A 19,511-nucleotide genomic window follows, 5' to 3' on the forward strand; every position below is an offset into this window, starting at 1 on the left:
CACCTTATTTATTAACCTTGGATTTTGCAGCAGCATCAAATATTTCGTCATTGATGGGTGAGCGCAAACGATCGTTATTAAGTAGTTTTAACAATAAATCTATTGTTTCTTCTTCAACTACAATCTGTCCATTCTCCACCTTCAAATCCCATTTTTCTTTTTTATTGACAGCAATTAATTTTTTAAGATAATCAGGTTGTTTATAATAACCAGATTTTAATATAGAAGCCATTTTTCGTAAGTGATGTAGATTATTGCCAACATACTGCTCAATCAATTCTATATTTTTAAAAGTTTCAAGATTTTTAAAATCAGCAATCACTTCAGCAGATTTCCTCTTTATCCCTTCGCGAAAATTCATTGAACTCTCAAACTGTTTTTTGCTCGCTATAAATACTGTTCCTTTATAAACAAAAAAATCATAATTTGGATAAATAACAAAAACCTCTTTATCATCAGGATCAACCAATTCTTTATTTATAAAAAACAGAACCCCTTTTGAAGCCACCTTTTTAGGCTGCGTGTCCGTATTGATTTTTTTCCAGGCATACAATTTTTTATCATCTTTTTCAAACAAAATAACATAAGCCCATGAATTAAGCAGATCTTTATGATTATCTACTCTTAGATTATCAAAGCCTTTATTTATTTCCGTTTCAACTTTTTCAAAATCCGTGATACCAGAATCAATTGTTAGCAATACATCATCACAGTCTGCATTGCTATAATCATATTTCTCAATATGAAACTTTTTCCCTTGAAGTTGATTTTTCAGGTAGCCTTTAAAGCGAGTAGGCAATTTTTTATCCATATCGACACGCCAAGCATGATACGAAGCTTCTTTGATAGTTGTTGGAGCCTTTCTTTTTATCAGCCAGAATGATACAGACCAATCGTTAAAACTTTCTGCTTGTATTTCTTTAATTTGCTTTTTGGTGTTTGTAATCATGATTTTTCCTTATTACTCTTATAGTCAGAGTTTGAACGAATATATAAATAATGAGAAAGCCTATCCAAACAAACTGTATCACCAGAGCTAATGGGCTGCTTAGTAATAACCATTGCTTGCACCTCCTTTTCCCCTCGCTTAAACGTACAATCAATCAACATATATCCAAAAATGGCTAAGATAGGATTGATAAATACTGTTTGTGTCCGATAAGCCATAGTGAACAATACAATCAGAAATAATAGAATCGCCAATATTGTTTGCCAATCAGTTAAGTCAATCCGCATAAAAGACATCATATAAGGAATTGTATATCCAAACATATCTCCTGACTTATTCGATGCCTTACTCACAACAACCATTAATCCACTTCGGACACTTTTAACCACTCGTAACACAATGACGCTGCTAATTATTGCTGCAACTAATAAGCCAATTCCGATTTCTGGAGAATTAAAATAGTTTGGACTTGTCAAATCTATTTGTTTAATTGCCATAATCACCATTAATGGAGAATATGCACTAATAAAAAGAATTAACGAGACCCATGGTCTTAATCTTAAGGATGAATCAGCCATATACTTATCCTCATCACACCATCTCCCACTCAATAAAAAACAATTCTTTCTCTTCCACCTGCTGTTTCAACTGCTCTTCCAGCTCTTCAATCAATCGGTTGCGTTGGTTTTCAATTTCATCCTGTTTGTCAAACAGCTCCCGCCGCTGTTTGCTGCGTTTGTTTTCCAGTTCGCGCTGTTTTTTCTGCCAAGCCAGCTTTTCTTCCAGCGTGGCGGCGGTGGCAGCGGTGCGGCGGGCTTCTTTGATTTCGCGGTCGGTTTCTTTGATGTCTTGCTCCAAGCCGTGTTTGAGGTCGTCCATCCAGTCGTCTAGCTTTTGCACTTCTTGCTCAAAGTAGCCGAAATTGCGGTGGGTGGCGTCGTTTTGCAGTTGTTATTGGCGGCAGTCGATATCGACAACCAAGACTATCTGAATACTTGTTTGTGCGCTTGCGCTCCGCCCAGCACTGCAAAATCACCAAGCCGGCCTCAATGGTTTTGCCCAAGCCGACTTCATCCGCCAAAATCACGCCGTTCGATAAAGGATTCTGGCAGGCAAACAAGGCGGCATCGACTTGATGCGGATTCAGATCCACTTGCGAATCAACCAGCGTGCCCGCCAGCTAATCCATGCTGCCGCTTTGTGCCTGACGGGTGAGCAGCCAGGCATAGTATTGGGTTTGGTGGGGAGTGAGGTGCAAGTGCTTCATTCTGTTATACTATTTTTCTTATTTGAGAAGTGATCATGATAAGCATTGCCACAACTGAAGTCAAATTTTATTTCTAAGAATGGTGATAGAGATACTGAAGCTATATCACCAACTCCTCCGCCCTCAAAAACGCTATATCCCCCCAAGAGAACCCCGCCACTTCATCATATAGTCAATTAAAATAAGAACTCCGTAGTAATGCAGTCATAAAATCTCCCACGGCAGGTAAAACTTTCCGCAAATGCTTTTTAATATCCGCCCATACCTTTTCAATCGGATTAAGCTCGGGTGAATAAGGTGCAAGGGGCAATACTTTATGTCCCTGCTTCTGCGCCATTTCAGCCAAAACCACCATACGGTGGAAGCGGGCATTGTCCATAATGATGACGGATTTCTCCGTCAGTTCGGGCAGCAGCATCTGCTCAAACCATGCTTCGAACAGGCTGCCGTCCATGGTGCCGCAATAGGTCATGGGTGCAATCAGGCTGCCTTTACCTTGGATTTGTGCTGCAGCCAATGAAATACGTCGGTATTTCCTGCCGCTGATTTGTGCTTTGACGGGTACGCCTTTTTCCGAGTAGGCGTAAGGGCGGTAAAAAAAGGTGTCGAACCCTGTTTCATCAAGAAAAACTGCTTGATAGTCAGTATATTGGCCCAATGCTTGTTGATAAGCAGCTACTTGTTCGGGCTTTTGTTCTTTGTATGTGGCGGTCTTTTTTTTCGTGTGATGCCCATGACTTTGAGCAGGTAGCTGACATTTGGGGTGCTGCACCCTAAATGTTCTGCGATTTCGTACAGGTAGGCATCAGGATGTTGTTTGAGATAGTCCGAAAGCTGTTGCCTGTCTGTTTTTGTGGCATTACCACCTTTAACTTGATGCGCCGGTGAACTTGTTTGTTCATAGAGTCGCAGCCAACTGCTCAGCGTTTTGTCGCTGATACCGTATACACGGCAGACTTGGCTTGCATTTTTGCATTGCCGGTAATATTCGATTGCTTTTTGCCGGAGTTCTATCGGGTAGGCCATTTTTCTGTCGGTAAGGGGGTAAAGTTCGGAATTCTTATTTTAATTCACTATATGTTGAAATGTCCCTTACGCTGATTTTTTATCAATACGGCATTTATCCGGCCTGCCCTTTTTCAGACGGCCTCAATAACGGGTTGAAAAAAGGCCGTCTGAAAACCTTGGGCTTCTGCAAACCCGCCTGTGCACATATTTTGTGCTGCGGCGGTTTCACCTAAACCCGGTTTTCAAACGGCCTGCCTTGCCGGTACGGCGTATCAGCGTTTGTATTTCAGGCTGTATTTGATTTCCGACATGGCGGCTTTAAGGTTGTAGTCGAGGATTTCCTCTACCACAGCGGGAGTCTGCTCGTTCAGAACCTGCTGGAGCTGGTAGGTGAGTGCGGCAGTTTGTTTCTGAACCGCCACGCGCACCATGCCGGCCACTGCATCGGTAAGGTGCGGGCGCAGCCGGCGGATCAGGCGTTCCAGCAGCTCTTGTTCCGACAAACACATCACCGGCTTGCGCGGATCAACCTGCGGGTTGATTACCTTCACCGTAACCGGCAGCCATTCTTCGGCCTGCACGGCTTCTTCAAATACGTTGCCGTCTTCTTCCCGCACCGTTTCGCCCTCCTCCTGCTGCTGTGCGGAAGGGTCGGCAAACGAAACTCTTTGCCGCTTGGGATTCAGCCATACCGTGCGCGTGCTTTCCAATTTGCCGTCGTCCACCCGCGCCGACTGCAAAGCCGTTTGCGCGGCCAGCCAGTCTTCCTGCAACAACACGGTGGTGTCGGTTTCGGCGGTAATGGTGTCGGCCAGCGGGTCGTTGTGTTCCTGCTGCCATTGCTGCAAATATTCGCGCAGCATCCGTTCGGCAGCCTTGGCATTCAGCTGTGCCTCTTCCGGCGCGGGTTTGGCACGCTTCGGTGCGGCCTGTGGGGCGGGTGCCGGGCGTTGCGCCTGCGGCCTTACCGCTCCACTTCGCCCCGAATGGCGCTGCTCGCGCAATTTTTCCAAACCTTTTTCCCAGTCGAATTCTTCTTGTCCGTTATCGTTGCCGGAAGCTTCCGGCATGTTGCGGTTAGTCATGTGTTTATCCTTATTGTCTGCGGCCTGTTGCCGCCGCTTTATATCGTGAACCGGTTCAGTTTCCGTGCCGCCAAAGTTTAAATCTGAGTTTGCGCTATAATGCTGCATTCTAACAGATTCCCGAAAGAAAAATCATGAACAGCATAGAACAGCGCTTGGAATATCTCGAAGAAGCCTGCGACGTTTTGCGCATGCAAAACCATGTATTGGCCACTGCCTTCAAAGGCATGGTGCGCGCCCTGCCCGCCGATACCGCACAAGATGTGGTCGAGTCGGTGCAGCTTGCCTTTGAAGATGCCTTGGCCGAACTTAATTATGAAGACAGCCCGCACACGGATTTGTTCCACGATGTTACTTATGCCTTTTTCCGCGAAAAAGAGCGTTAACAACCTGCAACCGTATGGCCTTCATATGCAGGCGACAACAGCCCAAACCGTATTAAAGATGTATTTTTGTTGGCTTATGTTAAAATAATTATTTTTAATTTCCTAGGAACACTCAAAATGAACATGAAAAAATGGATTGCCGCCGCCATCGCCTGCTCCGCATTAGCCTTAGGCGCCTGTGGCGGCCAAAGCGGCGGTTCCGCCTCAACAGGTGCCGGTGCCGACAAAGTATACCGCGTTGCCACCAATGCCGAATTTGCCCCGTTCGAATCGATGAACGCCAGCAACCAAATCGAAGGTTTCGATATCGACCTGCTCAATGCCATGTCTGAAGCCGGCAACTTCAAAGTGGAATACAAACACCAGCCGTGGGACAGCATTTTCCCCGCGTTAACCAACGGCGACGTGGATATCCTGCTCTCGGCCATCACCATCACCGACGAGCGCAAACAAACCATGAGCTTCACCAACCCCTACTTTGAAATCACGCAAGTGATCCTGGTGCAGAAGGGTAAAAACATCAATTCGGTCGAAGATCTGAAAAAAGCACAGAAAGTGGGCGTGGTAACCGGCCAAACCGGTGATTTTGCCGCTTCTAAAATCTTGGGCAGCAACAGCCCCAAAATCGCCCGTTTCGAAAGCCTGCCGCTGGTGATTAAAGAGCTGGAAAACGGCGGCCTTGATGCGGTGATTTCCGACAGCGCCGTTGTAGGCAACTATGTGAAAAACAATGGCGACAAAGGCTTCAGCATGGTTGCCGTGCCTGATTTCGAAGCGGAAAACTACGGCATGGCCGTGCGTAAAGACGATACCGCCACGCTGAATATGCTGAATGACGCCCTGGCCAAAGTACGCGAAAACGGCGAATATGAAAAAATCCAAAGCAAGTATTTCGCTAAATAAGGCGGTTCGCTGCAAACAAAACAAAAGCCCCTTGGCCGCAAGGGGCTTTTGTTTTGGCCTGAACAAGCAAGCCGAGACCTTTGCAAAACTGCCTTGAGGCCGTCTGAAATACTCAAGCCCCGTCATACTCGGGCTTGACCCAAGTATTTAGGGTTTCAGTAACAGTAAGATATCCGGATCAAGCCCGAACATGACGAAACTGTTATTAAGTCAGTTGGTTTTGCTATATATCTGAAGGCCGTCTGAAACGTTTCAGACGGCCTTGTTATTGTTTAGAAGCTTAAACGATCGGTCCGGTTCATCAAGCCGGGTCGAAAGCGGCTCGGAAGATGCCGATAATCTGCTCTTTGTCTGCCTGAATCGGATTAGTAAGGCCGCAAACGTCTTTCAGCGCGTTTTCGGCTAACACGTCGAAGTCTTCTTCTTTCACACCCAATTCTTTCAGCGATTTCGGAATACCGACGATGCGCGCCAGTTTGGTGATGGCGCCGATAACGTCCAGTCCGGCCAAATCGGGGTTGTTTTTGCCCAAAATCGCGCCGATTTCATCCAAGCGCGCTTTGGCGGCCTGTTGGTTGAAGCGTTCTACGTGGGGCAGCAGCAAGGCGTTGCAGACACCGTGCGGCAGATCGTAGAAACCGCCCAATTGGTGCGCCATGGCGTGCACGTAACCGAGCGAAGCGTTGTTGAACGCCATGCCCGCCATAAACTGCGCATAGGCCATTTGTTCGCGCGCCTCTTTGTTTGTCGGGTCGCTCACGGCGGTGGGCAGATAACGGGCGATCAACTCGATGGCTTTAACGGCCACGGCATCGGTAATCGGCGAAGCGGCGGTGGAAACATAGGCTTCCACGGCGTGGGTAAGCGCGTCCATACCGGTGGCGGCGGTGAGGGGGGCGGGCATGCCTTCCATCAGGGCCGGTTCGTTCACCGACAACAGCGGGGTAACATGTTTATCGACGATGGCCATTTTCACATGGCGGGTTTCGTCGGTGATGATGGTGAAACGGGTCATTTCCGAAGCCGTGCCGGCGGTGGTGTTGATGGCCACCAGCGGGATTTGCGGTTTTTTCGATTTATCCAAACCTTCGTAGTCTTCGATTTTGCCGCCGTTGGCCGCCACGATGGCGATGGCTTTGGCCGCATCGTGGGAAGAACCGCCGCCCAAAGAAATCACGCAGTCGGCGCTGCTTTCTTTCAGTTTCGCCAAACCGGCATTAACGTTGCTTACGGTGGGGTTGGGCTGCACTTGGTCGAATACGGCATAATCAATGCCTTTTTCTTTCAACAAGCCGCCGATTTGGTCGGCCACGCCCATTTTGCTCAAACCGCCGTCGGTTACGATTAAGGCTTTTTTCAGGCCGAGCGCGGCAATCGCGTCCATCGCCTGAGCCAGCGCACCGGCACCGATAATGTTTTGAACGGGCATGAAGAATTGTGTTGCCATGATAGTGCTCCTTGTGTAGTTTGCAGAAATCATTCCGCCGGTGCCGTATTTTTCTGAAAACCGCCTGTACACCGGTACCGTCCAAATTGCCACAAGGCGCAAACGGCTGCAAGCTGAAAATCCGCCTGCGTTTGTTTTTTAGCGTTATCTTACCTAATATTAAATATTTGAAACATGTTTTCACTTCTTTTGCTTTGTTTGCAGAGAAAGGCCGTCTGAAAGTTTCCGGCACATTATTGCGCCAACGCAATCTTTCAGACGGCCGAAAGCCTGTTCAAAACACACCACCCACTCTGCCTGCAGAACCGTTAATTTAAACTGCCTGATCTGAATTACAGCATCCGGATCACAATATCAAAAAACGGAAGGGCAATACAGCCCGACGCTAAGAAGCCCTGCCGAACACACGTTTTGCCGAAGCAACTTTATATGCCAGCCACAGTGCCGCACCCGCCCCAAACATATCGGCAATACTGTCGGCAATACTACCTTCGCGTGTGCGGGTAAATAAAGCCTGCGCGGTTTCGCTGCCCGTAGCGGCCAATACGGCCAACACAAACAGCAACCGGTAAGGCACGGCAAGGCCATCCTGCATAAAAGCTTTGGCCAGCAGCCAAAATTGGGCGAAAAACAGCGCGAAATGCACCACCTTATCAAAATGGACAAACGGCGGGGCTCCGCCGTCGGACTCGCTGAACAGCAGCAAATATACTGCGGCAACAAACCACAACACGGCAAACAGTGCAAAACGGTTTTTGGGTATCCGTATCAAACTCCCTCCTCTTCCAACCAAATCCGGCAGGTTTGCGCCAAACGCTCGAACTTTCCACCACGCGCCTGCAGAATATCACACCACCCGGCCACATCGCCACGCGAAGGCGCTTCGTCCAAACTGCACTCATAAAGCAGAAAATCCAGTGTTTCAGCCACTACGTCGGCGGATTCAGTGCGGATTAAATCTAAAACTGCCTGCATAACAACCAACTTAACCAGTTAGATAAAATATGATTATAACGCCTCGACCGATATCCGCCAGCGCAAACCGAAGCCTTTGCAAAACCCGCCGTGGCCGTCTGAAATACCCTGCCGCACCCAACTTGGTTCACAATAGAACACAAACGAATAAAACCGAACCGCCACAATCAACAGGCAAAAAAATGCACACATTCACAAGAATGTGTGCCAAGTCTACAAAGGAGAAATAGAGGAGAAACTATCAACTGAATACAGAAATTAGTCAACGGAAAGGATTATGCCGAAACGCCGGCACCTAGTCAATCATTCCGCTTATTTTATTTTACAATCCGGGTATTTTATTTTTGCTATGTACCTGTATTGCGCATACTGCCGGCACATTTGGAAAACCTTGCCAGCCGGGCTGCCCGAAACTTTTCCGAAACTGCTTTAGAAGCGTTTGATTTCGCAAGCGAACCTTACAGACAAAAAAATGCGCATATCCGGTTAAGGTATGCGCCAAGTCTACAAAGGAGAAATAGAGGAGAAAACATCAAGCTGCTCATTGCAACCTGATGTACGTATTATGCTGATTTGCAGTAAGGCAGTCAAATATTTTTCGGATTCTGTTCGTTTGATGTTGCAAAGGCAACACAAAGCCTGAATTTTCTGCCTGCAATGTTCGGTTTGTTTTCGGTTGGATGCCATCCGTTTTTTCAGACGGCCTTCCCGCCGCCTTCAAACACACCCAATGCCTGCCAGACTTTTACCGCATCGGCGGTGGCTTTTACATCGTGCACACGCAGAATCTGCGCGCCTCGCGCCGCCGCCGCCAACGCCGCCGCCACGCTGCCGTGTATGCGTGCCGCAGCGTCGGCTTCGCCCGTCAGCTCGCCTATCATGCGCTTGCGCGACACGCCTATCAGCAGCGGCAGGCCGGTTTGCTGCATCAGGCTGCGCAAATGCCGCATCAGCGCGGTGTTGTGTTGCAGGTTTTTGCCGAAACCGAAACCCGGGTCGAGAACGATGCGTTCGCGGGCAATGCCCGCTGTGGTGCAAACTGCCGCGCGCCCGTTGAGATAGCGGGCAACTTCAGCCACAACATCTTGATATTGCGGATTGTTTTGCATGGTAGCGGGCAGGCCCTGCATGTGCATCAGGCAGATACCCGTGGCGGGCTGCTGCGCCAGCAATTCCACTGCGCCGTCGTCGCTCAGAGCAGATACATCGTTGATGATGTCCACCCCGCCCTGCTCCAGCGCCCGCTTCATCACTGCCGTTCGGCGGGTATCCAAACTCACGGGCACATTCCACGAGGCCAGCTCTTTGAGCACAGGCGCCACGCGCGCCCATTCGGTTTCGGGCGGCACATAATCCGCCCCGGGGCGGGTGGATTCGCCGCCGATGTCGAGAATGTCGGCGCCTTCCTGCAACAGCCGCTCCGCGTGGTTTAATGCGGTGCGGGCGTTTTGCGAATAGGCGCCGCCGTCGGAAAACGAATCGGGTGTCAGGTTGACGATGCCCATGATTTTCGGCCGCGACAAATCAATGTTGAAGCGGCCGCACTGCCAGTGTGTGTTCATCGGTTGTTGTCTCTGTGAAAGCGGTGGCTTGCCGCATGAGATGTTTTCAGACGGCCTTTGCCGCCTTTATTTCGTCAATACAAAAAATTCGATTAATACATTTTTGAAAATAAAGCCGAACACGCCCAGCCCTAAAACCAAAAACAGAATAAACATACCGAATTTGCCGGCTTTCGATTCTTTGCCCAAGTTCCAAACGATGAAACCGAGAAACACCACCAAGCCGGTCAGGCAGATTTTCAGCGCCCAATCGGCAAATACTGCTTCATCCATATTTTTACCTTTATTGTTTTTTCAGACGGCCTTTATAAACAGGCCGTCTGAAAGCTTATGCCAGCGCCTGTTCCAAATCGGCAATCAAATCCTGCACGTTTTCCAAACCCACCGACAGGCGCAGCAGGCCGGGCTGTATGCCGGCTTCGAGTTTCGTTTCGGGCGCCATTCTGCCGTGGGTGGTGGTCCACGGATGGGTGATGGTGGAGCGCACGTCGCCCAAGTTGGCGGTTTTCGAGAACACTTTGGCCGAATCGATTACCTTCCAAGCCGCTTCTTGGCCGCCTTCCACTTCAAAGGCCACCACGATGCCGCCGCTGCTTTGCTGTTTGCGCACCAATTGCGCCTGCGGGTGGTCGTCGAACCCCGCATAATACACCGCCTTCACCTGCGGCCGGGTGCGCAGCCACGCCGCCACCTGCGCCGCGTTGGCCGCCTGTTTTTCCATGCGCACAAACAGGGTTTCCACACCGCTGAGCAACACCCATGCGTTAAACGGCGACAACGCCACACCTGCCGAATTCACATACAGGGCGATTTCTTTAATCAGCCCGTTCCGGCCCGCGATAATGCCGCCGAGCACCCTGCCCTGGCCGTCTATGCCTTTGGTGGCCGACTGCACCGACAAATCGGCGCCGAAGCGCAAAGGCTGCTGGATGGCTGGCGTGCAGAAACTGTTGTCCACCGCCAAAAGCGCACCCGCCTCATGGGCAATGGCGGCCAAGGCTTCGAGATCGGCCACTTCGTTTAGGGGGTTGGACGGCGTTTCAAGAAACAGCATTTTGGTGTTCGGTTTCACCGCCGCGCGCCATTCGTTGATATCGGTTTGCGGCACCAGCGTAACTTCAATGCCGAATTTCGACACGATGCCGCTGATAAAGCCCGCTGTGGTGCCGAACAGGCTGCGGCTGGCAATCAGATGGTCGCCCGCCTTCAAAAACGTCAGCAATGCCGCCTGAACCGCCGCCATGCCCGTGGCGGTGGCGATGCCGCCCTCGCCCGCTTCCAAAACGGCCACGCGCTGCTGGAACGCCGACACGGTGGGGTTGGCGGTACGCGAATAGGTGTAGCCTTCCACTTCTTTGGCAAACAGCGCCGCACCGTGCGCCGCGCTGTCGAACTTGAAGCTGCTGGTTAAAAACAGGGCCTGGTTGTGTTCGTTATATTCGGTTTGGCTTTTCGCGCCGCGTATCGCCAGCGTTTCGGGGTGTAGTTTATCGCTCATCGGAATGCTTTCTCTGCGTGAAATAAAACCGCACCGCAACATGCGCACGGCCGGGTGGAAAACGGCAAACATTTTGCGCCTATTCGGTGCGGGTTTCAACCTTTGAAATGCTTTGAAAAATGCAGGTTTCTGTTAAAAGAAAAGGCAGAACCCGCAGCAACCGCCCGACTATTTTCATAACAAAATCATGAATATATCTTAACAAAGGTAAAAATAAAAATATAACTTGTTGAAAAAAAAAAAAAAAAATGAAATAATTTTTACACGGCAAAACCGCATAAAACGACCTTACTGTAAAAGGACTTCAACCATGAAAAACTTTGTATTCGTTATCGGCATTTCCTCCCTCTTGCTTGCGGCCTGCGGAAGCGGCGGCGGCGGTTCCGGCACGGCCGAAACACCCGACGGCACCCGCATCAATTTAAGTTTGAGCGATAACGGCTTAGTGGGCGGGCAGACTACAGACGGCAAACTGGTCGGCTGGAACCAGGATTCGTCTTTTTACGGCGCTTGGGTCAATAACAGCAACCAAGTTCAAGAGTTGCGTTACCAAGGCACCTTAACTCCGGAAAAAGACATTCCCAATTCAGGCAAGGCCACTTATTACGGCAACGCCGTGCGCAACGACAGCCTTACCGGTGATATCATCACCGACGGCACCAGCCGCGTTACTGTCGATTTCGGCAATAAAACCGTCAGCGGCGAAATTACCATGCCCGGCCTGCGCCGCGACATCACCCTCCATGAAGGCCGTCTGAGCGGCGCCCAATATTCAGGAAACGCAAGCGTTTTGGGCAACAGCGGCGGGCGTTACGAAGGCGGCCTGTTCGGTGCGAATGCCGCCGAAACCGCAGGGGTAGTTAAATTCGACAACAATTCGAGCTTGGATACCGCATTCGGCGGAAAACGTTATTGATAAACAAAATCAATCAAAAAGGAATTTATCAATGAAATTCAAACAAATCTTCGCCGTCAGTGCGGCATCTTTATTATTGGCTGCCTGCGGTGCTACCGGCACAGCCTTTTCAGGCTTGGAAGAGCCTGCCGAAGGTCAAAGCAAACTATATGTTTACCGCACCAAAGCGCTCAAAGGCGGCGGCATACATTTTGATGTCAACGCCAACGACACCCCCATCGGCCACCTGCGCAACGGCGGCTATATCAGCACCGAACTGCCCCCGGGAGATTACGAAATATGGGCAAAAACCGAGGCGCGCCGCGGTGTAACCGTGCCGCTGCAGCCAAACAGAATCCAATGCGTCAAAGCCTCTGTCGGATTCGGCGCGTTCGTCGGCAGGCCTAAATTCCAGCATGTTCCTTTGGAACAATGCAAAGCCGAAATTGCAGGAACCGTGCAGAGCTTTTAAGTTTCGACCTTCGGAGAGGCCGTCTGAAAAACTTCAGACGGCCTTTATTGATAACGGGCTGTTTCTCAATCTGCCGCCCGCTCTTCGGGCAGCCTGCCCGCCCAATCGACGGCGAACTGCCACGCGGTGCGGCCGGAGCGGCTGCCGCGCGTGAGCGACCAGTTGAGTGCGGCTTTGCGGGCGGTTTCGTCAAACGGCAGGCCGAAATCGGCCAACCAGTTTTCCGCGGCTTGCAGGTAGTCGTTTTGGTCGAACGGGTAAAAGCTCAGCCACAGGCCGAAGCGGTCGGAAAGCGACACTTTTTCCTCCACCGCCTCTTTCGGGTGCACTTCGCCGCGGCTGCCCGTGGTTGCAAGGTTTTCGTCCATATATTCGGGCATCAGGTGACGGCGGTTGGAGGTGGCGTACACCAACACGTTGGCGCAGCGCTGCGAGAGGCCGCCGTCGAGCGCGGTTTTGAGTGCTTTATAGGTTTCGTCGCCGCTTTCAAACGACAAATCGTCGCAGAACACGATGAACTTTTCGGGGCGCTTTTCCAACACGCCCAACAGAGCAGGCAGCGTAACCAAATCGGTTTTGTCCACTTCTATCAGGCGCAGGCCGTCTGAAGCGTATTCGTGCAGCAGCGCCTTAACCAGTGAAGATTTGCCCGTGCCGCGCGCGCCCGTCATCAGCACGCTGTTGGCGGGACGCCCTGCCAGAAACTGCTCGGTGTTGCGCACCAGCCGCCGCATCTGCGTGTCCACCGCCGCCAAACGGCCGAGCGGAAAAGTGTGCGGTTCGGGCAGGCTTTCGAGCACGCCCTTCCTGCCTATGCTCTGCCAGCGGTAAGCCAGCGCGCGCCAATCGGGGTCGGCGGCTTCGGGCGGCAGCAGGGTATCGAGGCGGCGCAGCACCGAAGCGGCGAGTTTGAAGAATTTTGCGGGTTTCATGGTTTTCCTTTTTCAGACGCTCAAACAGTCAGACAGATTGGCTTTATTTTATCCTGTTTTGCATGCAGGCCGTCTGAAAGAGGCAGAATGCTTTTCAAACAGCCTTTGTTATAATCTTTTCCTTTATCTGTTTCTGCATCATTTCAAATGACCGCACCGAAAGCTTTCGCCCTGCTCGGGCCGACCGCAAGCGGCAAAACCGGGCTTGCCCTGCAAATTGCCGAACACCTGCCCGTGGAAATCATCAGCCTTGATTCCGCACTGGTTTACCGCGGCATGGACATCGGCACCGCTAAGCCCGCCGCCGCCGAACGCGCCGCCGTGCCGCACCACTTAATCGACATCGTTTCCCCTCTTGAAGCCTACAGCGCCGCCGACTTCGTGCGCGACTGCGTGCGCTTGGCGCATGAAATCGGCGCGCGCGGCAAACTGCCGCTGATTGTGGGCGGCACCATGATGTATTTCCACGCCCTCGCAGAAGGCTTGAACACGCTGCCCGAAGCCGACCCTGCCGTACGCGCCGCCTTGCAGGCCGAAAAGGCCGCACACGGACTCCCGCACCTCTACCGCCGCCTGCAAGAGTGCGATCCCGCCACCGCCGCGCGTTTGAAACCCGCCGACAGCCAGCGCATCGAGCGCGCGCTCGAAGTGTTTATCCTCACCGGCAAACCCTTGAGCCGCCATTTCGCCGGGCAGCAAGCGCACACCCCGCCGCTCGATTTGCACACTGTGGCGCTGATTCCCGAAAACCGCGCCCTGCTTCACGCGCAAATCGGCAAGCGTTTCGCAACCATGCTCGAACAAGGCTTTTTAAGTGAAGTCGAACTGCTGCAAACCGAATACCCCGCGCTCACCGCCGATATGCCTTCCATGCGCTGCGTAGGCTACCGCCAGGCGTGGGATTATCTGGCGGGCGAATACGGCTATCAGGAATTTATCGAGAAAGGCACCGCCGCCACCCGCCAGCTTGCCAAACGCCAGCTTACCTGGCTGCGCAAAACCCCGATAAACAAAGTGATCGATCCCTACGGCAGCGGCTGCGGTATGCTTCAGACGGCCTTAGCCGAAGCCGGCCGGCATTTCGGCGGCAGCGTGTAATTTGTTGACAATCTTTCCCCGCAACGGTTGTAATTTTATTAAAATAACCCAAGCTTTAACGCCTGAAATAAAACACCTCCTCCAAACGAGATGAAGAAAAACAGCATCAAACCCACACTTTACGCACTGTTGGGCAAACATGCCGACAACCCCGATTTCGTAGCCGTACTCAACGCCCTAACCGATTTCCTGCGCAAGGGCGGCATCAAACGCGCCCCGGCGCGCATTGGTGCGCTGATTGAAGTTTTCGGTGAAAACGAAGCTCTGTGCCACCGGTTTGCCAAACGCTTTTACACCTGGCTCGCGCAAGTGCGCATCTATCCCGCACTGGTGGGTTTGGGCATTTTTTCGCGCAGCGGTTTCGCGCGCGAAATGGGGATTCGCCTCTACGAGCGCTTCAACCCTTCTTATAAAGATTTAAACAACCTGCACGATATTTTTCTTTATCTCTTCCACTCGAAAAACGACGGCAGATGGCTTGCAGCCGTGTCGGCCAAACAATGGCTGAAACTCTACCGCCTGATCAGAAACCACGCCGACACCGCCGCCGTTCAGGCGGCCTCGCGCCAGCTCGCGCAGGCACGCCTGCACGCTTTGGAAATGCTTTCCGTGTGGGTAGCCGCCGAGGCGCTCGATCAGGATTTGATCCGCATCGAACCGCGCCTGCTCGACACCAACTCCGCCTTTATCGCCCTCCAGCGCGAAACCGCCAAACTGGCCGAACACTACCAAACCGAAACCTCCCCCTACGACACCGCCCATATCGAAGTGATGCTCGACCAATGCCGCAGCCAGATAGAGCGCCTGCGCCGCCGCGGCACGGGGGCAGGTTCCGGCTCTTCGGTGAAAGTCGCCCACCTGATCGAACGGCTGGCGCAAACCGTAGAGCGGCTCGAACTGCTGCTCAATATCCAAACCGGCAGCCACCCCGAATACCACACCGCCGTTCTGCTCAGCTCGATGACCACCGCCGCCGTCGAACAGCACAGCACCGATCAATTGTGGCACAGCAGCGTGAAAATGCTGGCCAAAAGCATCACCGAAAACAAAAGCAACCGCGGCGGGCACTACATCACCCGCAACCGCAGCGAATATTTCGCCATGCTGCGTTCGGCGGCCGGCGGCGGCGTGCTGATTGCCCTGATGGCGCTGAACAAAATCCACATCGGCGGCATGGGCCTAAGCGAATTCACCACATCGCTGCTCAGCGGCCTGAACTACGGCTTAGGGTTCATGATGATCCAACTTCTGGGCCTAACCGTTGCCACCAAACAGCCCGCCATGACCGCCGCCAGCTTTGCCGAACAGGTAGAACACAACGAAAAGGGCCGCGCCGTTGATGTGAAACTCGCTTCGCTGCTGATAGACGTGGTGCGCTCGCAAAGCGTGGCCGTGTTCGGCAACGTCAGCGTGGCCGTGCTGCTGGCCGCACTGGTTTCGGTGGCATTTGCCGCCAACACCGGCACGCCGATTCTGAACGCCGGCAACGTTGCCTACCAACTCAAATCGGTGCGCCCGTTCACCGAGCCTACCCTGTGGTATGCCGCCATTGCCGGCGTGTGGCTGTTTTGCTCGGGCATCATCGCGGGCTTTTTCGACAACCGCGCCGACTATCTCGACCTGCGCCGCCGCCTCACCGTCAACCCGCTGCTCAGAAAAACCGTGCCGCTGCACGCGCGCCAGCGTTTCGGCGACTATATCCACCGCAACTACGGCTCGATGATGGGCAACTTCATTTTCGGCATGCTGCTGGGCATGACCGGCTACGTCGGCCACCTGCTCGACCTGCCGCTCGATATCCGCCATGTGGCGTTCTCATCGGCCAACATCGGCTATGCCGCCGTAAGCGGCAATCTCGGTTTTGCCGCCTTTATGATTACCCTTGCCGGCGTGCTGCTCATCGGCCTGGTCAACCTGCTGGTGAGCTTCACCCTCGCCCTCACCGTTGCCCTGCGCGCCCGCGGCACCCGTATCGAAAGTGTGCCCGCCCTCTTAAAAAGCACCTGGCTGCAAATCAAAGCCAACCCCCTGCACTTGTTTTTCCCCGTGCAAATCGTGGCGGATGCTGCCAAAGGCAGCAAGGCCGGGCACAAGCAGTCCTAAAATCCCGCACGGCTGATCCGGGCAAAAGCAAACAGGCCGTCTGAAAATTTTCAGACGGCCTGCCCGATTGCAAAATTCAAAACAGCCTCACCACGCACCCAGCACATACCACACCAGCACCGCCAGCGCCGCCGCCAAAAACACCCACGCGCTGATTTGCACGATTTCGTGCAGGGCGCGTTTCTGCCTGCGGTTAAACAGGCGGTGCACCACCAGAGCAACCAGCGCAATCAGAAACGCAATGCGTAAAATGCGGCCTATCATAATATTCCGTTTCCCAAGCTCGCCGCAGAGGCCGTCTGAAAGATTCGGATTTCAGACGGCCCCTGCAAAGCGTACACACAAAAACAGCGGCATATCCGCCGCAGCCGTATGCGCACACAAATCAAAACCAAACCGCTATAGCGGAAAAAACTTTATTTCTGCCACGGCGTTGCTGCGCCTTGCCGTACTATTTGTACTGTCTGCGGCTTGCTGCCTTGTGGCAGAAATAAGTTTTTCCGCTATATAATAGCCGTTTTCCCGAATTTGCGCCTGCCCGCCATGACCGACAAAGCCGACGTTTGGATTGTAACCCCGCAGAAAATCGCGTTTGAAACGCCGCTCACCCTGCAAAACGGCCAAACCCTGCCGCGCTTCGATTTGATGGTCGAAACCTACGGCACGCTCAACGCGGGCAAATCCAACGCCGTATTGGTCTGCCACGCCCTTTCGGGCAACCACCACGTTGCCGGCCGCCATTCGCCCGACGACAAACACCCCGGCTGGTGGGACAACATGGTCGGCCCCGGCAAACCCATCGACACCGACCGTTTTTTCGTGGTGGGGCTGAACAACCTCGGCGGCTGCCACGGCAGCACCGGCCCCTTGAGCACCAACCCCGAAACCGGCGGAGAATACGGCGCCGACTTCCCCGTGGTAACGGTGAAAGACTGGGTGCAAAGCCAAGCCCTTTTGGCTGATCATTTCGGCATCAGGCAATGGGCGGCCGTTGTCGGCGGCAGCTTGGGCGGAATGCAGGCCCTGCAATGGACGATAGACTTCCCCGACCGCGTGCGCCACGCCCTCGTGATTGCCTCGGCCACCCGCCTTTCCGCACAAAACATCGCCTTTAACGATGTAGCCCGCCAAGCCATCATCACAGACCCCGATTTCCACGACGGCCACTACCGCCGCCATCAAACCATTCCCCGCCGCGGCCTGCGCATCGCCCGCATGATGGGGCATATCACCTACCTTGCCGAACAGGGTTTGGGCAGAAAATTCGGCCGCAATATGCACGCCGACGGCTATCAATACAGCTACGACGTTGAATTCGAAGTCGAATCCTACCTGCGCTATCAGGGCGACAAATTCGCCGAACGCTTCGATGCCAACACCTATCTGCGCATGACCAAAGCGTTGGATTATTTCGCCCCTGCCGCCGAGTTCGGCAACGATTTGGTGGCCACCCTCAAAACCGTGCAGGCCAAATTTTTCGTAGCCAGCTTCAGCACCGACTGGCGTTTCGCCCCCGCCCGCTCGCGCGCACTGGTGAAACATTTGGTGAAAGCCGGAAAAAGTGTGCAGTATATCGAAGTGGAGTCGCACCACGGCCACGATGCCTTTCTGATGACCGACGAACCCTATATCCGCGCCGTGCGCGCCTATATGAACAACGTAGCCGAGGAGTGCCGCCGTGACTGAGCTGCGCGACGACTTACAATTGATTTACGGTTGGATTCCCGCCGGCAGCCGCGTGCTGGATTTAGGCTGCGGCAAAGGCGAGCTGCTTTCCGCCCTGATTCGGGAAAAAAACTGCAGCGGCTACGGCGTGGAAATCGACACCGAGGGCGTGCTCGCCTCGATGGAACGCGGCATCAACGTGATACAGGCCGATTTGGAACAAGGCTTGCAGGATTTCGATGCCGACAGCTTCGACATCATCGTGTTGAGCCAAACCATACAGGCCATGCAGAACACCGAAACCATTCTGCAAGACCTCACCCGCGTGGCCAAACAGGCCATCGTATCGTTCCCCAATTTCGGCTACTGGAAAAACCGCCTGCAAATCGGCCTGTTGGGCCATATGCCGGTGAGCGAGCGCATGCCCTACCAATGGTATAACACGCCCAATATCCACTGGTGCACCCTGCAGGATTTCGACCGCCTGTGCGCCAAAAACCATATCCGCGTACTGGAACGCACGGTGATGACCGCAGGCCGGCGCATCAACATCCTGCCCAACCTGCTCGGCAGCCTGGCGTTTTACCGCGTGGGCTAGTTTGGTTTTGAGGTTGCTGTTAACAGACAACCAGAGGCCGTCTGAAAGTTTTCAGACGGCCTCTGTTTGCTTCGGGCATGGCATCTTTAATCTCAGTTTATCCTTTCGGCGCTGCCGCACGGGCGATTGACAATGCCCCTTTCTGCCCCGTTTCTTCATCAACCACCACACAAAAACCCACTTCGGCATAAATATATCCGCCGGCTTTGTTTAACGCCTTGGTGCGCGCTGGCTTGCCACCGTGTTTGGTTCTGCCCGTTTCGATGGCGGCATAAAACCCCCGCCAATGCGGTTCGCGCAGATGTTCGGGAATAATAATATCGAGGCTTCGGCCGACGGCTTCTTCGGCGCTGAAACCGAACAGCATTTCAGAGGCGCGGTTCCAAAAACGGATAATGCCCGTTTGGTCGGCGTAGATAACCGAATCGGTGGCTTGTTCGAGCATGGCTTGATAAGGCAGGTTCATGGCAGGGTTCCTTTTTTTATAGTGAGTGAATGAACACAAAAATCTACGGAGACCTTTGCCCCCAGATGTGGATGCAGTTCAAGGCGTAGCAGCGCAGCGAGTGCAGACATATCAAACAGATAGGCTAAGCGAGCGAGCAGTACCCTAAAGGGCATAAACGCACAACGAAGAAATGCGCCGCAGATGGGGGTTTTGCAAAAGT

22 protein-coding genes and 2 pseudogenes are annotated in these 19,511 nt (G+C 52.9%); 9 read left to right on the forward strand and 15 right to left on the reverse strand.

The window, feature by feature from the left end; all coding sequences use genetic code 11:
* Positions 1-4: 4 nt before the first annotated feature.
* From Q3970_RS00840 to Q3970_RS00855, 4 genes and pseudogenes are all read right to left on the reverse strand, one after another.
* Positions 5-949, reverse strand: coding sequence for a DUF4868 domain-containing protein (locus Q3970_RS00840; RefSeq protein ID WP_303098719.1), 945 nt, complete (start codon positions 947-949; stop codon positions 5-7).
* Positions 946-1,527: a hypothetical protein gene (locus Q3970_RS00845; RefSeq protein WP_303098720.1), complete on the reverse strand. Its 582-nt coding sequence runs from the start codon at positions 1,525-1,527 to the stop codon at positions 946-948. Before Q3970_RS00845 ends, Q3970_RS00840 begins: the two co-directional genes overlap by 4 nt.
* A 13-nt stretch (positions 1,528-1,540) precedes the next feature.
* On the reverse strand, positions 1,541-1,849 hold the full coding sequence (locus Q3970_RS00850) for a hypothetical protein (protein ID WP_303098721.1): 309 nt from the start codon (positions 1,847-1,849) through the stop codon (positions 1,541-1,543).
* A gap of 539 nt (positions 1,850-2,388) precedes the next feature.
* A pseudogene (locus Q3970_RS00855) lies at positions 2,389-3,242 on the reverse strand (IS630 family transposase).
* Positions 3,243-3,301: 59 nt separating this feature from the next.
* Here Q3970_RS00855 and Q3970_RS00860 point away from each other — a divergent pair.
* Positions 3,302-3,457, forward strand: coding sequence for a hypothetical protein (locus Q3970_RS00860; protein ID WP_303098722.1), 156 nt, complete (start codon positions 3,302-3,304; stop codon positions 3,455-3,457).
* Between the two features lie 39 nt (positions 3,458-3,496).
* On the opposite strand, the gene Q3970_RS00865 is transcribed toward Q3970_RS00860, so the two are convergent.
* Positions 3,497-4,309 (reverse strand): hypothetical protein, encoded by an 813-nt coding sequence (locus Q3970_RS00865; RefSeq protein WP_303098723.1) that lies wholly within the window; start codon positions 4,307-4,309, stop codon positions 3,497-3,499.
* A gap of 134 nt (positions 4,310-4,443) precedes the next feature.
* Between Q3970_RS00865 and Q3970_RS00870 the strand changes: the two genes are divergently transcribed.
* On the forward strand, positions 4,444-4,695 hold the full coding sequence (locus Q3970_RS00870; protein WP_303098724.1) for a hypothetical protein: 252 nt from the start codon (positions 4,444-4,446) through the stop codon (positions 4,693-4,695).
* Between the two features lie 117 nt (positions 4,696-4,812).
* Positions 4,813-5,598 (forward strand): basic amino acid ABC transporter substrate-binding protein, encoded by a 786-nt coding sequence (locus Q3970_RS00875; RefSeq protein WP_303098725.1) that lies wholly within the window; start codon positions 4,813-4,815, stop codon positions 5,596-5,598.
* Positions 5,599-5,899: 301 nt separating this feature from the next.
* Here the strand turns inward: Q3970_RS00875 and Q3970_RS00880 are convergent, their stop codons facing one another.
* The 6 genes from Q3970_RS00880 to metZ all read right to left on the reverse strand — a co-directional run bounded on the left by Q3970_RS00880 (position 5,900) and on the right by metZ (position 11,080).
* Entirely contained in the window at positions 5,900-7,045 is a 1,146-nt protein-coding gene (locus tag Q3970_RS00880) for an iron-containing alcohol dehydrogenase (protein ID WP_303098726.1), read from the reverse strand.
* A 385-nt stretch (positions 7,046-7,430) separates the two neighbouring features.
* Positions 7,431-7,814: a VanZ family protein gene (locus Q3970_RS00885; RefSeq protein WP_303098765.1), complete on the reverse strand. Its 384-nt coding sequence runs from the start codon at positions 7,812-7,814 to the stop codon at positions 7,431-7,433.
* Positions 7,814-8,020 (reverse strand): dioxygenase, encoded by a 207-nt coding sequence (locus Q3970_RS00890; protein WP_303098727.1) that lies wholly within the window; start codon positions 8,018-8,020, stop codon positions 7,814-7,816. The genes Q3970_RS00885 and Q3970_RS00890 overlap by 1 nt, the downstream gene beginning before the upstream one ends.
* 695 nt (positions 8,021-8,715) lie before the next feature.
* Positions 8,716-9,582 (reverse strand): dihydropteroate synthase, encoded by an 867-nt coding sequence (folP, locus tag Q3970_RS00895; protein ID WP_303098728.1) that lies wholly within the window; start codon positions 9,580-9,582, stop codon positions 8,716-8,718.
* 66 nt (positions 9,583-9,648) lie between these two features.
* The gene (locus Q3970_RS00900) at positions 9,649-9,855 is read right to left on the reverse strand and encodes a DUF2788 domain-containing protein (RefSeq protein WP_303098729.1); all 207 of its coding nucleotides are present in this window, start codon (positions 9,853-9,855) and stop codon (positions 9,649-9,651) included.
* A gap of 55 nt (positions 9,856-9,910) precedes the next feature.
* Positions 9,911-11,080, reverse strand: a complete 1,170-nt coding sequence (gene metZ, locus Q3970_RS00905) for an O-succinylhomoserine sulfhydrylase (protein WP_303098730.1) — start codon at positions 11,078-11,080, stop codon at positions 9,911-9,913.
* 310 nt (positions 11,081-11,390) lie between these two features.
* Here metZ and Q3970_RS00910 point away from each other — a divergent pair, with 310 nt between their 5' ends.
* Positions 11,391-11,996 (forward strand): Slam-dependent surface lipoprotein, encoded by a 606-nt coding sequence (locus Q3970_RS00910; RefSeq protein WP_303098731.1) that lies wholly within the window; start codon positions 11,391-11,393, stop codon positions 11,994-11,996.
* Between the two features lie 31 nt (positions 11,997-12,027).
* Positions 12,028-12,447 (forward strand): DUF2846 domain-containing protein, encoded by a 420-nt coding sequence (locus Q3970_RS00915; protein WP_303098732.1) that lies wholly within the window; start codon positions 12,028-12,030, stop codon positions 12,445-12,447.
* A gap of 65 nt (positions 12,448-12,512) precedes the next feature.
* On the opposite strand, the gene Q3970_RS00920 is transcribed toward Q3970_RS00915, so the two are convergent.
* Positions 12,513-13,379 carry an ATP-binding protein gene (locus Q3970_RS00920; RefSeq protein WP_303098733.1) on the reverse strand — a complete coding sequence of 289 codons (867 nt, stop codon included), beginning with the start codon at positions 13,377-13,379 and terminating at the stop codon, positions 12,513-12,515.
* Between the two features lie 147 nt (positions 13,380-13,526).
* Between Q3970_RS00920 and miaA the strand changes: the two genes are divergently transcribed.
* Both miaA and Q3970_RS00930 read left to right on the forward strand, forming a co-directional pair.
* Entirely contained in the window at positions 13,527-14,477 is a 951-nt protein-coding gene (gene miaA, locus Q3970_RS00925; RefSeq protein ID WP_303098734.1) for a tRNA (adenosine(37)-N6)-dimethylallyltransferase MiaA, read from the forward strand.
* Between the two features lie 90 nt (positions 14,478-14,567).
* Complete coding sequence (locus tag Q3970_RS00930) at positions 14,568-16,580, forward strand: site-specific recombinase (protein WP_303098735.1); 2,013 nt, start codon at positions 14,568-14,570, stop codon at positions 16,578-16,580.
* Between the two features lie 87 nt (positions 16,581-16,667).
* Here Q3970_RS00930 and Q3970_RS00935 read toward each other — a convergent pair whose 3' ends face one another.
* The gene (locus tag Q3970_RS00935) at positions 16,668-16,844 is read right to left on the reverse strand and encodes a hypothetical protein (protein WP_303098736.1); all 177 of its coding nucleotides are present in this window, start codon (positions 16,842-16,844) and stop codon (positions 16,668-16,670) included.
* 279 nt (positions 16,845-17,123) lie between these two features.
* Between Q3970_RS00935 and Q3970_RS00940 the strand changes: the two genes are divergently transcribed.
* Both Q3970_RS00940 and metW read left to right on the forward strand, forming a co-directional pair.
* On the forward strand, positions 17,124-18,266 hold the full coding sequence (locus tag Q3970_RS00940; protein ID WP_303098737.1) for a homoserine O-acetyltransferase: 1,143 nt from the start codon (positions 17,124-17,126) through the stop codon (positions 18,264-18,266).
* Positions 18,259-18,843, forward strand: coding sequence for a methionine biosynthesis protein MetW (metW, locus tag Q3970_RS00945; RefSeq protein WP_303098738.1), 585 nt, complete (start codon positions 18,259-18,261; stop codon positions 18,841-18,843). Before Q3970_RS00940 ends, metW begins: the two co-directional genes overlap by 8 nt.
* A gap of 97 nt (positions 18,844-18,940) precedes the next feature.
* On the opposite strand, the gene Q3970_RS00950 is transcribed toward metW, so the two are convergent.
* Both Q3970_RS00950 and Q3970_RS10705 read right to left on the reverse strand, forming a co-directional pair.
* Positions 18,941-19,309: a PAS domain S-box protein gene (locus Q3970_RS00950; protein ID WP_303098739.1), complete on the reverse strand. Its 369-nt coding sequence runs from the start codon at positions 19,307-19,309 to the stop codon at positions 18,941-18,943.
* Positions 19,306-19,507, reverse strand: a pseudogene (locus tag Q3970_RS10705) (hypothetical protein). Before Q3970_RS10705 ends, Q3970_RS00950 begins: the two are co-directional and overlap by 4 nt.
* Between the last annotated feature and the right edge of the window lie 4 nt (positions 19,508-19,511).

The sequence above is a fragment of the Neisseria sp. genome (genome assembly GCF_030530745.1).
Classification (GTDB): domain Bacteria; phylum Pseudomonadota; class Gammaproteobacteria; order Burkholderiales; family Neisseriaceae; genus Neisseria.

Coding starts and splice junctions, on each gene's coding strand:
- Q3970_RS00840 (WP_303098719.1), bottom strand. CDS start 949: ATGATTACAAACACCAAAAAGCAAATTAAAGAAATACAAGCAGAAAGT.
- Q3970_RS00845 (WP_303098720.1), bottom strand. CDS start 1,527: ATGGCTGATTCATCCTTAAGATTAAGACCATGGGTCTCGTTAATTCTT.
- Q3970_RS00860 (WP_303098722.1), top strand. CDS start 3,302: ATGTCCCTTACGCTGATTTTTTATCAATACGGCATTTATCCGGCCTGC.
- Q3970_RS00865 (WP_303098723.1), bottom strand. CDS start 4,309: ATGACTAACCGCAACATGCCGGAAGCTTCCGGCAACGATAACGGACAA.
- Q3970_RS00870 (WP_303098724.1), top strand. CDS start 4,444: ATGAACAGCATAGAACAGCGCTTGGAATATCTCGAAGAAGCCTGCGAC.
- Q3970_RS00875 (WP_303098725.1), top strand. CDS start 4,813: ATGAACATGAAAAAATGGATTGCCGCCGCCATCGCCTGCTCCGCATTA.
- Q3970_RS00880 (WP_303098726.1), bottom strand. CDS start 7,045: ATGGCAACACAATTCTTCATGCCCGTTCAAAACATTATCGGTGCCGGT.
- Q3970_RS00890 (WP_303098727.1), bottom strand. CDS start 8,020: ATGCAGGCAGTTTTAGATTTAATCCGCACTGAATCCGCCGACGTAGTG.
- folP (WP_303098728.1), bottom strand. CDS start 9,582: ATGAACACACACTGGCAGTGCGGCCGCTTCAACATTGATTTGTCGCGG.
- Q3970_RS00900 (WP_303098729.1), bottom strand. CDS start 9,855: ATGGATGAAGCAGTATTTGCCGATTGGGCGCTGAAAATCTGCCTGACC.
- metZ (WP_303098730.1), bottom strand. CDS start 11,080: ATGAGCGATAAACTACACCCCGAAACGCTGGCGATACGCGGCGCGAAA.
- Q3970_RS00910 (WP_303098731.1), top strand. CDS start 11,391: ATGAAAAACTTTGTATTCGTTATCGGCATTTCCTCCCTCTTGCTTGCG.
- Q3970_RS00915 (WP_303098732.1), top strand. CDS start 12,028: ATGAAATTCAAACAAATCTTCGCCGTCAGTGCGGCATCTTTATTATTG.
- Q3970_RS00920 (WP_303098733.1), bottom strand. CDS start 13,379: ATGAAACCCGCAAAATTCTTCAAACTCGCCGCTTCGGTGCTGCGCCGC.
- miaA (WP_303098734.1), top strand. CDS start 13,527: ATGACCGCACCGAAAGCTTTCGCCCTGCTCGGGCCGACCGCAAGCGGC.
- Q3970_RS00930 (WP_303098735.1), top strand. CDS start 14,568: ATGAAGAAAAACAGCATCAAACCCACACTTTACGCACTGTTGGGCAAA.
- Q3970_RS00935 (WP_303098736.1), bottom strand. CDS start 16,844: ATGATAGGCCGCATTTTACGCATTGCGTTTCTGATTGCGCTGGTTGCT.
- Q3970_RS00940 (WP_303098737.1), top strand. CDS start 17,124: ATGACCGACAAAGCCGACGTTTGGATTGTAACCCCGCAGAAAATCGCG.
- Q3970_RS00950 (WP_303098739.1), bottom strand. CDS start 19,309: ATGAACCTGCCTTATCAAGCCATGCTCGAACAAGCCACCGATTCGGTT.